Genomic DNA, 13,549 nt, shown 5'->3' with positions numbered 1-13,549 from the left:
CCCCGACAGCCGGTGCAGAACCAATGGCATTTTCCTTTGCCAGCCTTTCCATCGCATCGTGGCAAAGGAAAACAGGACGCGGCCAATGGCAGGGTATGGCGGACTACGCACGGCGGCGATCATCGTGCCTTCCACCAGCGTATCGCGCGCGATTTCGCGGTTGGTCCGATGTGGCGTAGCCAACCTTCGAAGGTTAAAACCCGGTTGCGAGAAAGGTAATCCGCATAGCGGTCGAACAGCGCTGCCTCTGCGTCGCTGATCGCTTGTGTCGGCTTGAGGAACAGCCCGCTTTCTAGCGGGGGCTTTTTCTCAACGATGGTCGCGACGTTGGCGTTGGCGTAAACCATGATCCGCTTCACGGTTTCGATGTCCAGTTCCAGCCAGGTGGCAATGTCCCGGTAGGACGCTCTCTGATGGCGTCTGAACAGAAGTACCGTTCGGGCAAGAACCGGTAACGCAGCCACCGCCGCGTGGTAGGCGGCGAGATTCGCTTCGTCTTCCTCAGACATGACGCGCCTCCCGGCCTAGCCGCAATCGAGCATGGCCGGTCACGAGCCGAACGCGATCGAGTAACGCGCGGAGCAACGTCCGCACCTGCTCGGCCGTGAACCCTCCATCGTCGGGTGGCGCGGTGAACAAACACGGTTCATTCCACTTGCGATATGGCGAAAGCACATCGGCGAGCCGCGCCATGTCAGGACAGTTATGGCCAAGCGCGGTGGCGTTGGCATAGCCAAGCGACTTGGCGACCCGCAGGCCGATGTGTCTCGCGCACCATGCGTCGGGAAAACCCACGTCCAGCAAATGCGCAGACAGGCCAAGCTGGGCTGTTATCCCGGCGTGATAGAGAAGATCTCGCTGTTCCGATCTCGGTCGAGCTGGACCACTTGGGAAAAACTCTTCCGCCCGGCGGTAACGCGCCCGGCTGAGCGCGCGTCCCTCGACCGTTCGGATCAAGGTAACCGGATCGTCGTCATAGCTGCGCTGAACGCGCACCAGCGCCGCACGCCAGGACGGTGCGACCGTTGCGATGGTGGTTGCAGTCAGCGCGCCGAGCATCGCCCGGCGCGATGTAGTGGGGGCAAGGTTATCCATATGCACCTCCGTCCCGCATCCTGCGGTTGGGCGGAAGCGACGGGTGGATGCGGCACGGTCCCGAACTCCCGCACGCTGGGCGCGGGAGTCGCCGGGGCTGGTAACATGCCAGAGACATGCGCCGCCGCCTTTAACCCGAAGGTCTGGACATGCGCGACGGCACCCCGGAAATTATCCGAGTTGCTTCTCTGGCGGGATTACCAGTCCCGGCGCTGCCCTTTGCGCAGCGCACCCCAAGTGTATCAGACTGGATTCCCAGCGCCAAGTTTGGAGCGAGAGGGCATATCCAGCGGCCGCACCTGCGGCCGCTGCCCCCTTCCGGTCCCTTCTTCGTCCGCATTGCTCAAAGAGCAATCGGGCGGGGATTTTCAGCGGGTGCCAGACGCGAAAAGCGCAGATGTTCGGGAGTTTTTGGAAAAGCTGCCAGACGCATAGCAAAGGTGCCAGACGAAATTATCGCCTACACACAACCACATATGAGCCGCTGTATGGCGCTCCTTTTATCTCGCCATCGTAATTTTTCGACTACCCCGGACCTCAAATTGCTGATTACGCGCCTTAAATCCATCGGCCACCTGCGTCCGTCCCGATGCCAGCCGAGCCGTCGATTGAGTGCTGCCAAGAGATGTTCGCTTTGCCAGAATGGGCGCGTCTCGTTACTGCTCGAAAGGCACAGGGGGCGCTATTGTCTGATTCCGCGTTGTTCATTTCGGGTTCGCTATTCACGACAGACTATCTTGTCGAGGCGGTCACAGGCACACCTGCCTACGTCGCGGTTGATGTCGCTACTCTCCGTGCGCGGCTCGATGGTATCGCGGACGCTTTTCCGCAGAACCATCGAACCAATGAAAGCCAGACTGAAGATGATTTCATCTGGCCGGTGCTTGCTGCGCTCGGCTGGACGGAATGGCTAAGACAACAGAACCTGACTGTTTCGGGACGCGACGACGTGCCGGATGGGCTGCTGTTTGCCGATGCTGAGGCGAAGGCAGCCGCGAACGCTCATAACGATCAGTGGCGGCGCTATCAGCACGGCCTCGCAGTCGTAGAAAGCAAGCGGTGGGCGCGACCGCTGGATCGAGCGTCGGGTCGCGACGAAGCAACCGCACCGTCCACACAGATGCTCCGCTACCTCCGCCGGATCGACGATCTGACGAGCGGCAAGCTGCGCTGGGGCATCCTTACCAACGGGACGAAATGGCGACTCTATTGGGCGGGTGCGCGGTCGGTCTCGGAAGAGTTTCTGGAAGTCGATCTCGGGCGCGTCCTTGCGCTCGATGGCGAGGGCGATCTTTTTGCCAGCGAAGCCGATCGCGACCATTGGCTGCGCGTCTTCGCGGTCATGTTTTCGCGCGATGCGTTCATCAAGGACGGAACGGACGATCGCTCGTTCCATGAACGCGCCCGCGCCGCGGCGGCGTTCTATGAGGAACGCGTAGCCGCCAGCCTGTCAAAGCTGGTGTTCGAGCAAGTTTTCCCCAGCCTTGCCATGGCCATCGCCAACGCGGCCCCGCAAGCGCCGCTCCAGGACGTACGCGAAGCGTCGCTGGTGCTGCTCTACCGGCTGCTGTTCCTGCTCTACGCCGAGGACCGCGACCTACTGCCGGTCAGCGACAAGCGATATGACGATTATGCGCTGCGGCCGCTCCGCATCGACGTGGGCAAGCGCGTGTCGGAAGGCGATGCGCTCTCGTCGTCCGCGTCACGCATCTGGAGCCATATCGCGGACCTGTCGCGGATCATCGACAAGGGCGACGTGTCGGTCGGCATCCCGCCCTACAATGGCGGCCTGTTCGGCGCGGACGGCGCATCCTTGCTGGAAAGCGTCCGCATCGCGGATAACGTCATGGCTCCGGCGCTCGATGCGCTGTCCTACGAGCGTTCCACCGGCGAACGGCGCTACATCAATTACCGCGATCTCTCGGTTCAGCAGCTTGGGTCAATCTACGAACGGCTGCTCGAATTCGAGATTGTGCGCGACGCTTCGGGCACACTCGCCGTCCGCCCGAACCTGTTCGCGCGCAAGAATACGGGAAGCTATTACACGCCCGACGAACTGGTCGGGCTGATCCTCGACGAAACGCTCGAACCGCTCATTACCGAACGCCTCGACGCCTTTCGCACCGCACTTGGCAAACTGAACACCAAGAATGCCGAAGACTATCAGCGACGCGAATTGCGCGACGCCGATCCCGCCAACGCGATCCTGTCGCTGCGCGTTTGCGACCCGGCGATGGGGTCGGGGCATTTCCTCGTCAGCCTCGTCGATACGCTTGCCGATCATGTTCTCGATGCAATGGCGGAAGCGGCATCGCTGGGCACCGGTCTCGCATACACGTCGCCCTTGGCCGACAAGATCGAGGACATCCGCACCACCATCTTGAAGAATGCCAAGGCCGCGAACTGGACAATCGACGAAGCACAGCTCGACGATCGCCACATCGTTCGCCGCATGGTGCTCAAACGCTGCGTCTATGGCGTGGACAAGAACCCGATGGCGGTCGAACTCGCCAAGGTGGCGCTGTGGCTGCATACCTTCACCGTCGGCGCGCCGCTTTCCTTTATCGACCATCATCTCCGCGCCGGCGACAGCCTGTTCGGGCTGTGGGTCCGCGAAGCGATCGACAAGGCGGGGGCGCTGGGCGGCGAATTGCTGTGGAACGAGGCGCTCCGCAATGCGCAGCGTTCGGCGGAAGCGATGAAGACGATTGAAGCGCTCACCGATGTTGAGATTGCCGAGGCGCATCGCTCGGCGGCGATGTATCAGGACGTCGAACTGATGACCGGCGAGCTCGACGGGTTCGTCAGCTTCATTCACGCGCTCGACTGGCTAAATCTCAATACAGCGGGCCGCGCCCTGGTTCGCCTTTGGCTCGATGGACGGTTCGGCGATCCGATTCCGATTGCGCGGGGCAAAAAGGCTCCGGAGGGCGGCAAGGCTAAGCTCCAAGAAGTCGAAGCCTTCACGGCGATCTGGGAACGCGCTCGCGCGCTTATCGAGGAAGAGGGCTTCCTGAACTGGCAGATCAGCTTCCCCGGCGTGTGGGATAATTGGGCGAGCAAGGGCCGCGAAGGCGGGTTCGATGCCGTCGTTGGCAATCCGCCTTGGGACAGGTTTGAGTTTGAAGAATTGCCGTGGTTCGCTGCACGCGACGCGGCGATTGCAACGGAACCGCTAAAATCAAAACGCAAAGCCATGATTGCAGCGTTGAAAACCAGCAACCCTCAGCTCCTTTCGGAATTTGAGACGGCTCAAGCACGACAGAGAGCGGCGGCAAAGATTGTCAGAAGCGGAAAAATCTACAGCGAGTTGAATAGCGGGAAGCTCAACATATACAAAATCTTCGTTGAGCGGGCGATTTCGCTCGTCAAGTCTGAGGGCATGGTTGGTCTTCTGACGCCTATTGGTATCGGGACCGATCATAACGTCGCATCATTTCTGCGCAAAATTACCCAAGCAGATCGACTCAAGGCATTTGTCGCTTTCGAAAACAAGCGCAGGTGGCTATTCGCCGACGTCCATGCTGAAGATCAGCCCACTATATTTTGCGTTGGAGGCTCGCTGCGAACATTTTCGAAGTTTGTATATGGAGTAAAACTTAACAGATTGCCTACTGATCCGGACGCACCCAGGACAGTTACTTTGACTCGGGAGACTTTAACTAAGGTGAATCCGACGACCGGGACGATGCCAATCTTCCGATCGATGACCGACTTGGGGATCGTAGCCAAAATCTATGACGGGTCTCCGGTCCTGATCGACGGAACCGGGCACAACGAGACGCCCGTCTGGCCGATCAAATACCGTCAGATGATCAACATGACGAGCAGAAGTGAGGGTTTTCGCACTGCTCAAATGCTCGCTGAGCAAGAAGGCGCATGGCCCGCAGAAAACGGCGAGTTTGACTCGCCCGCTGGTAGATGGCTCCGCCTTTACGAAGGCAAGATGGTGTCGATCTTGAACCATCGCTATGCAGGTGTCCAAAACCGTTCAAACTCTGTTAGCGGCCAAGGACAGCCGATCCATAGCAGCATGGCGCAACTCGCCGACCCCTCGTTTTTGCCCATCCCCCGGTACTGGATTTTAGAAAGCGATGCGGCTCCGGACTTTCCGTGGGCCATCGGCTTCAACGACGTTTGCAACACGAACAACGCGCGCAGCCTTATCAGTGCAATCGTGCCTTCCGGGGCATATGGAAACACCCTTCCCTTATTAACTTGGACTTCGGAAAGTTTGCGCGATGCCGCGCTCTTGCAGGGAAACCTTTCATCAATCCCAACGGATTATGTTGCGCGTCAGAAGATTCAGAGTCGCCATTTGAATAAGTACATTTTGGCGCAACTTCCCGTCGTGCCGCCCGCCGCCTACGCCCGCCTGTTCGGCTCCAAATCGGCCGCCGATATCGTCCGCGAAACCGTCCTTGAACTCAGCTATACGGCGCACGATCTTGCCCCGTTTGCGCACGACCTCGGCCATGTCGATGCGAACGGCGACGTGCTGCCACCCTTCATCTGGGACGAGGAGCGCCGCCTGCACCTCCGCGCCAAGCTCGATGCGCTCTATTTCATCCTCTACGGTGTGTTCGATCCCGCCGACCCGGCGCAAAGCCGCGAAGACATCCGCTACATCTATTCGACCTTCCCGATCATCGAACGCGAGGAAACCGCCCGCTGGGGCAGCTATCGCAGCCGCGACCTATGCCTCGCCTGGATCAACGCGCTGATGGCGGGTCAGCCCGATGCGTTTGTCACTGAATGAAATCGTTGGCGGTCTGATCCTCGCGTCAGCCGTCCGGTAACATCTCATTGATCGCCGTTATCACCTTCTCGGCGCGGTCGAGAGTTTCGGAAGTGGCAGCATCCTCGGCCTCCAGCATATTGGGATTGCGAAGCAGCCACATCGACGGAGTGAAGTGATCGAACTCGGCCGTATCCGGCGACAACACACGGAAGTAGGCTTCCGCCTTCTTGACCAAGCGAGAGGTTTTGTCATCGGCCGCGAGAAGCGAATCTGCCGTTGGGATTTCCGCTTTCTTCAAATCGAACGCCGATTTGAGGATCGCTGCGTAGGTCGCAGGTGCGAAGATGTCCTCGACGTCGGCTTCCTCAACCCCAAGCGTAGATGCAAAGGTTTTCAGCCGACCATTTTCCAAAAGGCCGCTCTGCTCGAGATTTTTCAGCTTGTTGCCGTCACCCTTGGCGAAATCCGTCATAGCTGCGACGTGCAGATTTTGGCTTGAAAATAGACCGACAAAAGATCGAATTTTGTCGATCCCACCAGCCGGACAAAGAGTCCAGCGGAGATCCAGTTTCGTGCGCCCCCGCCTTTCCAACTCGGACGACAGCACCTGGAGATAGAGAATGTCACTCGGCCCTTCGACGAGCAGCGTGTTCTTGCCGATAAAAAGGGTCTGGGTGATATCGTAACCGAGCGCACCCTGGAGAGGAAACAAAGTGTCGGGGTCTTTGGCCAAAGACTCCCCGCTGACCTTGGTGCCCTCCGATGCGGTTCTGCCCTGCTTGGTCGTTACCAATCGATCCTCGACGGTTCGCACAGATTGCAGATCGTCGGATGGAACCATGAACGGCGAATGCGTCGAAAAGACCACTTGGTGATGAGGTGCCAGCTTTTCATCGAAATAACGAAGCAAGTCTGCCTGCGCCTTGCCATGCAAGGTTAGACCGGGTTCATCAAGTAGTAGGAACAGGTTGGAACAACTCTTCCTGACTTGCGCAAACTTAACAAGAAACGAGAAGAACCAGATAAATCCCGCGCTCCTTTCGGAAAATGGAACGGTGACTTTGTGCAAGTTGTTTCGCACGCGAGCGCGCGCAACAATTCCGTTGTTGAAGGGAGCAGGGTCGTTCGGCTCTCCCTTCGTAACCCTTACGTCGATTTCCAGAAAAGGGTTTTGCGTCCAATATTCAAGGAGCTGCTCGGTGATCCGGTTGGACGCTGATTCGCATTGCGCGTTCAAGCCCTCGTAAGTCGTCGCCGCGTTGATCTCGTCGAGCGATGTTCCGGCATACTCCAGAAAATCCACGAACACCCGCTCTCCAGGCATTACAGGGTTGCCGTTCTGGCCCGCGAGGCGCTGGCTGAAGGTCGCAAGCTGAATTTGCCCCTCCATCCGATCGTAGTGCGAGAAATACATGAATTTTGGGAGCTTGGCGCGAATGATCGCAGCGACCGCTCCAACAATGCTCTTTCCTTTAAGCTCATCAAGCCGGGTGACGATGCGCTGCTGTTTATCGGTCGGGGTTTCAATCGCCGCTATCACTTTGCGTAACCGGTGCGCGGTTGCCGGCTGTCCGATCGCGGACGCCTCCGCCGCATTCAGCCGCTCCTGCGAGAGCAGATTCGCGACAGCTCGCTGCTCGTCAATGGGGACGACAACGCTCGTCCCATCCATCCCGTAGCTCTTGCTGATCGTCGTCTCATCGGAACTCAAACAGTCTTCGCCGAAGAGTTCTATGATCTTGGCCTTCTGCTCCTCGTCCAATTCCCATACCGTGGTAACGACGACGGCCTCATCATCGCCATGCCGCTCGGCGTAATCGGCGAGAAAGCGGCGCGGATAATCCCGCTCCTTCTCGAACGTCATCGGCGTGGAGGGATGCGGGTTCAGACCTGCAAGAGCTTGGAGAATGGCCGTCTTCCCAGCCTCATTCTTTCCGACGAGGCAGGTTGACCGGTCGAGCTCGAACTCACCTGTATCCTCAACGCTGCGGAAGTTGGTGATGCGGGCGCGCTTTAGTCTCATATTGGCGGATTCCCCCTCGTCGATAATGACGCAACGATAACCCGTCGCTTCCTGCGTAGCAACGTGTTCTCTATATGTTCAAAGAGACTTCACCGCCTCTCGATTGACAATGGCGTTTTTTGCAAGGAGCGCAGGGCTGAAATCGCTATCGGGCGCAGATTATAGTGCTACAGCGTATTCATAGTGATCATCACTATCGGTCGCGGCCCGCCAGTGACCCCTCCATAGGGGGCCGCAGAAGTCCACCAGAATTGACGATTTTCCCCTGAAATCGAAGCTTTATCGGCTCGACTCGGCCACAGCGGTTCGCACGCCTCCACCCAGGGGCGTGGTCCTCAAACGTGGTCCCGGCATTGGAAAAACGTGGTCCTGGAGACAGCCATGCTGAACGACGCCAAAATCCGCGCGGCCAAGCCTCGCGACAAAGCCTATAAGCTGACCGACAGCCATCGCCTCTACCTGCTGGTCAAATCAGGCGGGTCGAAGCTCTGGAAGTGGAGCTATGCCTACAACGGCAAGCAGAAGACGATGCACCTTGGCACCTACCCGTTGGTCGGGCTGCTCGATGCCCGTGCCAAAAGGAACGAAGTCCGTGCCCAGCTTGGGGAGGGACGCGATCCGGCGATCGTCAAGCGGCTGCAGATCGAGGCGAACCTGCAATCCCCCCGGACAACATTCGAAATTGTCGCTCGCGAGTGGTACGGCGTCTGCCAGAGCCAGTGGGCCGCCATCCATGCACAGGACGTGCTGCGCAGCCTCGAGCGTGATGTCTTTCCCGTCATCGGCATGCTGCCCATCGCTGAACTGACGCCACCGCTCGTCATGGAGGTGCTGACCGCCATCGAGCGTCGCGGCGCCATCGAGACCGCAAAGCGCGTACGCCAACGCATTTCCGCCGTGTTCGTCTATGCGATCGCCAAGGGGACGGCGGTGCAGGATCCGGCAGAGAAGCTCGGTGCCGTGCTCAAGCCGCTGCGCAAAGGGCGGCAGCCTGCAATCGTCGATCTCGTCAGACTCAGGAAAATGATCGGCGATGCCGAAGAAGATTATGCGCGACCCGTCACGCGGCTCGCGCTTCGACTTCTGGCGCTGACCGCGGTTCGTCCGAACGAGATTCGCGGGGCGTTGTGGACTGAGTTCCATGACCTCAACGGTGATGCCCCGCTTTGGCGCATTCCGGCCGCGCGTATGAAGGGCGATCTCGACCGAAAGCAGGAGATCGGCGGCGATCATCTCGTCGCGCTCGCGCCGCAAAGCGTTGCCGTGCTTCGCGCACTATGGCCGCTTACTGGCAGTTACCCGCTGCTGTTCCCGAATAACCGCCATTGTCATCGACCGATGAGCGAAAATGCCATCGGATATCTGCTCAACCGAGCAGGCTACCATGGACATCATGTTCCGCACGGCTTCCGTGCCGCTTTCTCGACGATCATGAACGAATGGGCGGAGCGGCGGGGCAAGAAGCATGATCGCAAGGTGATCGACCTGATGCTCGGTCATGTCCCGAAGGAAAAGGTCGAAGGTGCCTATAATCGATCGGCATATATGCCGCGGCGGCGTGAGTTGGCATGTGCCTGGGCGGATATGCTGACGCTGAGCTTGCCAGCGCCGGAGACGCTGCTGTCCCGGCCATCGAAGGAAGCGTCGCGCCATTCGCGCCGACAGATTCCCACGCCGGTGCCGGCAGATTTTCGGTTCCCGGATCAAGCAGGGGAGGGATAGCGGGACAGCTTTCGTCGGCCGCGTCTTCGGACGCGCCCTCGATCGTTCGTCAGATTTTTCGCTTCTTCCCTTCGAAGCCGTCCTTCACGTCGTCGATCCATGCGACAATCTCGCGGTCGCTCCAGCGCGATGCGAATGGCGACAATTTGTAGGGGGGCGGAAACCTTCCCTCCTGGATGAGGCGGTAGATCATCGACTTGCCGAGCCCGACGCGGCGTTGAACTTCGTCGAGTTTGAGCAAGCGTTCAGGTCTGTCGATGGCGGTCATCTGCTGGCGGTACGACGGCGCGTAAACGCGCGATCGCTTTCGAGAAAGGCCACCAGCATGGGGGGTATAAGCTCCGCAATGAGTTCCTCGCGGCCATATGCTTCGGCATAGAGCGTGGCGTACTGCTGTAGCATTTGGTGCAAATCGGGCGTGACGGTGATCGCCAGCTTGACCGGCGTCCTGTCCGGCAGCTTCGCCAGTTTCAATTCGAGCATGATATGCTCCTAGCCGCGCCAGGGCGCGAGAATGAGATCCTTTTGGACGACCAGAAGGACGATTGTGCCGGGACGAATTGTGAGCGTTGGCTGGATATTGAGGTTTAGCGAAGTGAGCTGATCGCCGGCGCGCGACACATTCTGTTGCGTTGACTCTCGGATGGCCTCGACGAGGTCGCTCTCGCCCGTTGCTGTCAGCTGTGAACCAACCCCGAGCACGGTCGACAGAGCGACACCTTTGAGGAGTGCCCAGGTGTGGAAATCGACCTTGTCCTGCAGGCCAGCATAGCCCGATGCGTCGGTGGCCGGCACATTGTCGATCCTGAGTGAGCTGCCATCGGGCATCATGATCCGCTGCCACACGATCAGCGCGCGCTTTTGGCCGAATGCCACGACGTTGTCGTAGCTGCCGATCAGCCGTGCCCCTTGCGGTATGAGCAAGATCCGCCCTGTGGGGCTGTCGAACACCTGGCTAATTACCTGCGCCGTCACCAGCCCCGGCAGATCGGAGCGCAGGCCGGTGATCAGACTCGCCGAAATGATGCTTCCTGCCGAAAGCAGATAGGGCGACGGCGCCGGCGTTAGCGTGTGTGGATTCACGTCGCCGCGGCGATCGAGCGCATCGGCAGCTTTGGCCTTGGCGTTGGAGTCACGGCCAGGATAGAGGGTCGAACCAGATACTTCCGCTGCTGCAGAGGGTAGCGTTGTCGCCATTTCGGGCATGGCGGTCGTTGTCGCAGCAGTACGCCCCTGCACCAACACCGCGGATTCGCGAGCGGCCTTCAATTCCGAAAGCCGGCGCTCCCTTTCCTGCGCTGCCTGTTGAGCCGACGGATCACTACGGGTGCCGGTCTCCGCCGCCATTCTGCGCTGACTTTCGAGAATCGGCCGTCCGAGATCTCCCGGCAATAGCGGCCCAAGCTTCGGGATGTCACCATAGGTCGCAGGCAATCCATTCAGCGTGTCGGTTGATGGCCGATTGCGCGGCTCCGACAATTCCTGGCGGTCGGTAATGGCGCTGAACACGCGCGGCCTCAACGCGATCCAGGCCACCGTCATCAGGCTGACCGATCCCAAGGCGGCAATGGCGATGATGACATCCCGGCGAAACCGGATTGCCCGAGGAGGATTGGTCCGGATTTCCAAGGTCTCGGGATCGACCTTCGGAGCCGGCGAAATGACGGCCCCGCTCATGAGTGCTTGCCCTTGCGTGAGGCACCGCTTTCGACAACGCGGCTGATGCGGACGATCTGCTGCTTTTTGGTGCCGAGCCTGAGCTCGGCCACATCGAAGATACGATCGACCACGTAGAATCGACCACGGACGCGATAGTTGGCGAGTGCGACCTCGCCCGTCGGTCCGATGATGAAGAACGGCGGCGCTTCGCCGAAGGCGATGCTGGCGGGAAACTCGACGAACGTCTGCCGGCCGTCATCGAACGCGCGCAGCGGTCGCCATGCCGGGTGATCACCGCTGATGGTGTAGTTGAAATGAAGGCTGTCGACCGACAGGCCTTCCGCAACCGGGGCGGCCGCGGCAGACTGTTCGGCGGTCCGGCGAAGTGCGATCAGCTCGTCCGCCGGATAGGTCCAGGACAGCGCAGCCATCGCAGTTCGGGAGGTGGCCGCAAGCTGGAGGTAGTAGCTTCGCCGATCGGTGGTGATGACGAGGTTGGTGGCCAAGCCTGACGCGAACGGCTTCACCAATATATGGGTGCGTTTCTCTGCGCCGCTGCCACTGGTCGTGTCGCCGATCACCCAGCGTACCGTATCGCCGGCGGCAACCGCCACGAGGCTTTCGCCGGGCTGGAGGGCTATGTCGGTCACCGCGCCCGGTGCGGTGTAGACCTGGTAGATTGCTCCATCCGAAAAGGGAAAGACTTGCACGGCGTTCATGAACGCTTGGCGCTCCGGTTCCTGCGTTGCCGCCTTGTTCGCGGCGGCGACGCGCGCCACGTTAGGGCTGATCTGTCTTTTGACCCGAGCGCGACGGACCGTGGGCTTCGATGTTGGTGCGGTAGCGTGCGCGGCCACAGGTGCCGACACCCTCGGTGACGCGACGCTCTGCGCGGACGCTGGCGCGGTCGCGAGGGCGATGGCCGATACGGCAAGGATGAATCTCATTGGCGTAACTCCGGGGCGGGCTGCGTGGGCGCAGCGAGGGTGAGATCGAGGGGCATGTCCGAGGCAGCGTTGACGGCTAGCGGCGGGACCGGGGTCGGCGGCGCGGATGGTCGCGGCGGCGTTGCGGTCTCGAGTTCGCGGCTCCAGTCGACCGCGTCGACATAGACGCCGAGCGGATTCCTGCGGAGCGTATCGGCATCGTCAGGCGGTTTGATCATCACGGTGAGGATCGCGGTCCAACGCGACGTTCCCGCCTCGGCGCCATGCTCATAGGCGGTCTCGGTCCATTTGACCTGAAACGAGCGGTCGGACGCCCGCACCACGCTGGTGACCTGTACCGACACTGTCCGCTCGCCGATATTGGCGAAGGGATCGGAATCCCGCGCATAGTCGCCTAGGAATTGGCTACCGCGCTTGGTCGTGAAATCATAGGCCTCGAGCCAGTCCTGGCGAACCAGCACCGGATCGAGCGAACGGCCACGAACATTCGCGATGAAGCGGGACAGGTGCCACGCAATCTGCGGATCGGTCGGATGATATCCGGCCTCGACCTCGGTGACGGCGCGAGCCTCGCCCAGCCGATCGACCTCGACGACATAGGGCGTGACGCGGCTTTGGGTCGATTGCCAGACGAGACTGGACGAAAGGCCGCCGGTCAGCGTCAGGCAGCCGAACGCCATCAGTCGCCAGTTTCGCGCCTGCGCACGGGCGGACCCGATCCGCTCGTCCCAGACCTGGCCGGCGCGCTGGTAGGGCGTCTCCGGCTCCGGGGTTCGTCCGTATCGCTGGACAGCGCGTTTGAAGATCATCGATCAGTCCCTTTCTTTGATGTCGGGGGTGGCGGAGGCACCGCCGCGATCACCCTGCTGAAGGGTGTGCATCGCGATCTGGCGGTGATGGCGGGCGGACTGCTGACCGCGCATGGCGCGCGCCCATGGGTGTCAACGATTGGTCTCGACAGGCGGGAATATGGCACGCACTCAATGCGACGGACCAAGGCGGCGCTGATCTACAAAGCCACAGGCAACCTTCGCGCCGTGCAGATCCTGCTCGGCCATGCCAACATCGAAAATACCGTCAGATACCTCGGCGTAGATGTCGATGATGCTTTGACGTTGTCCGAGCGGACCGAAATTTGAAAATTCCGGCTTCCCGAGATCTCTGGGAAGCCGGTTCACCCATATGAACGACCGGCAGGTATCAATTGGGTGAACCGGCCCCGTGAACGAGCGCTATGTTGGCAGTCCTGCGCTGATCGCTTGACAAAAAACAGGTCCAAAGCGCTATAAGGAACATAGCGAGAACATTTGAAATGAACGAGTCGATCGAACATCTCGCCGCGTTGCGACGGCTTGCCGGGGG

The 13,549-nt window shown here is 60.2% G+C and carries 10 protein-coding genes and 1 pseudogene; 3 read left to right on the top strand and 8 right to left on the bottom strand.

The window, feature by feature from the left end; genetic code table 11:
• Nucleotides 1-119 precede the first annotated feature (119 nt).
• Both NFE57_RS12675 and NFE57_RS12670 read right to left on the bottom strand, forming a co-directional pair.
• Entirely contained in the window at nucleotides 120-509 is a 390-nt protein-coding gene (locus tag NFE57_RS12675) for a hypothetical protein (RefSeq protein ID WP_252135956.1), read from the bottom strand.
• Nucleotides 502-1,095 carry a hypothetical protein gene (locus tag NFE57_RS12670; protein ID WP_252135955.1) on the bottom strand — a complete coding sequence of 198 codons (594 nt, stop codon included), beginning with the start codon at nucleotides 1,093-1,095 and terminating at the stop codon, nucleotides 502-504. The genes NFE57_RS12675 and NFE57_RS12670 overlap by 8 nt, the downstream gene beginning before the upstream one ends.
• A gap of 685 nt (nucleotides 1,096-1,780) precedes the next feature.
• Here NFE57_RS12670 and NFE57_RS12665 point away from each other — a divergent pair.
• Nucleotides 1,781-5,854, top strand: coding sequence for an Eco57I restriction-modification methylase domain-containing protein (locus tag NFE57_RS12665; RefSeq protein ID WP_252135954.1), 4,074 nt, complete (start codon nucleotides 1,781-1,783; stop codon nucleotides 5,852-5,854).
• Nucleotides 5,855-5,879: 25 nt separating this feature from the next.
• On the opposite strand, the gene NFE57_RS12660 is transcribed toward NFE57_RS12665, so the two are convergent.
• Entirely contained in the window at nucleotides 5,880-7,859 is a 1,980-nt protein-coding gene (locus tag NFE57_RS12660; protein WP_252135953.1) for an ATP-dependent nuclease, read from the bottom strand.
• 381 nt (nucleotides 7,860-8,240) lie between these two features.
• Between NFE57_RS12660 and NFE57_RS12655 the strand changes: the two genes are divergently transcribed.
• Nucleotides 8,241-9,581: a tyrosine-type recombinase/integrase gene (locus tag NFE57_RS12655; RefSeq protein WP_252135952.1), complete on the top strand. Its 1,341-nt coding sequence runs from the start codon at nucleotides 8,241-8,243 to the stop codon at nucleotides 9,579-9,581.
• A 49-nt stretch (nucleotides 9,582-9,630) separates the two neighbouring features.
• On the opposite strand, the gene NFE57_RS12650 is transcribed toward NFE57_RS12655, so the two are convergent.
• Genes NFE57_RS12650 through trbF form a run of 5 tightly spaced genes read right to left on the bottom strand, consistent with a single transcriptional unit; the run spans nucleotide 9,631 to nucleotide 12,996 of the window.
• The gene (locus NFE57_RS12650; RefSeq protein WP_252135951.1) at nucleotides 9,631-9,849 is read right to left on the bottom strand and encodes a helix-turn-helix transcriptional regulator; all 219 of its coding nucleotides are present in this window, start codon (nucleotides 9,847-9,849) and stop codon (nucleotides 9,631-9,633) included.
• On the bottom strand, nucleotides 9,846-10,064 hold the full coding sequence (locus tag NFE57_RS12645; protein WP_252135950.1) for a DUF2274 domain-containing protein: 219 nt from the start codon (nucleotides 10,062-10,064) through the stop codon (nucleotides 9,846-9,848). The genes NFE57_RS12650 and NFE57_RS12645 overlap by 4 nt, the downstream gene beginning before the upstream one ends.
• Nucleotides 10,065-10,073: 9 nt before the next feature.
• Nucleotides 10,074-11,258, bottom strand: a complete 1,185-nt coding sequence (locus NFE57_RS12640) for a TraB/TrbI/VirB10 family type IV secretion system protein (RefSeq protein ID WP_252135949.1) — start codon at nucleotides 11,256-11,258, stop codon at nucleotides 10,074-10,076.
• A complete protein-coding gene (gene trbG / locus NFE57_RS12635; protein WP_252135948.1) occupies nucleotides 11,255-12,187 on the bottom strand; it encodes a P-type conjugative transfer protein TrbG in 933 nt (310 codons plus the stop codon). The genes NFE57_RS12640 and trbG overlap by 4 nt, the downstream gene beginning before the upstream one ends.
• Nucleotides 12,184-12,996, bottom strand: a complete 813-nt coding sequence (gene trbF / locus NFE57_RS12630) for a conjugal transfer protein TrbF (protein WP_252135947.1) — start codon at nucleotides 12,994-12,996, stop codon at nucleotides 12,184-12,186. Before trbF ends, trbG begins: the two co-directional genes overlap by 4 nt.
• Before the next feature lie 126 nt (nucleotides 12,997-13,122).
• Between trbF and NFE57_RS12625 the strand changes: the two are divergent.
• Nucleotides 13,123-13,326 (top strand): annotated as a pseudogene (locus NFE57_RS12625) (tyrosine-type recombinase/integrase); the annotation flags it as partial.
• Nucleotides 13,327-13,549: the final 223 nt, after the last annotated feature.

It is taken from the genome of Hephaestia sp. MAHUQ-44, from assembly GCF_023806085.1.
In the GTDB taxonomy this organism is placed as follows: domain Bacteria; phylum Pseudomonadota; class Alphaproteobacteria; order Sphingomonadales; family Sphingomonadaceae; genus Sphingomonas.
Note: the sequence above shows the minus strand (reverse complement) of the source record. Positions and strands in the feature narration are given on the sequence as shown.

Excerpts from the sequence above, each read along its gene's own strand:
- NFE57_RS12650 (WP_252135951.1), bottom strand. The coding sequence starts at position 9,849 with ATGACCGCCATCGACAGACCTGAACGCTTGCTCAAACTCGACGAAGTT.
- NFE57_RS12675 (WP_252135956.1), bottom strand. The coding sequence starts at position 509 with ATGTCTGAGGAAGACGAAGCGAATCTCGCCGCCTACCACGCGGCGGTG.
- NFE57_RS12640 (WP_252135949.1), bottom strand. The coding sequence starts at position 11,258 with ATGAGCGGGGCCGTCATTTCGCCGGCTCCGAAGGTCGATCCCGAGACC.
- NFE57_RS12670 (WP_252135955.1), bottom strand. The coding sequence starts at position 1,095 with ATGGATAACCTTGCCCCCACTACATCGCGCCGGGCGATGCTCGGCGCG.
- trbG (WP_252135948.1), bottom strand. The coding sequence starts at position 12,187 with ATGAGATTCATCCTTGCCGTATCGGCCATCGCCCTCGCGACCGCGCCA.
- NFE57_RS12645 (WP_252135950.1), bottom strand. The coding sequence starts at position 10,064 with ATGCTCGAATTGAAACTGGCGAAGCTGCCGGACAGGACGCCGGTCAAG.
- trbF (WP_252135947.1), bottom strand. The coding sequence starts at position 12,996 with ATGATCTTCAAACGCGCTGTCCAGCGATACGGACGAACCCCGGAGCCG.
- NFE57_RS12660 (WP_252135953.1), bottom strand. The coding sequence starts at position 7,859 with ATGAGACTAAAGCGCGCCCGCATCACCAACTTCCGCAGCGTTGAGGAT.
- NFE57_RS12655 (WP_252135952.1), top strand. The coding sequence starts at position 8,241 with ATGCTGAACGACGCCAAAATCCGCGCGGCCAAGCCTCGCGACAAAGCC.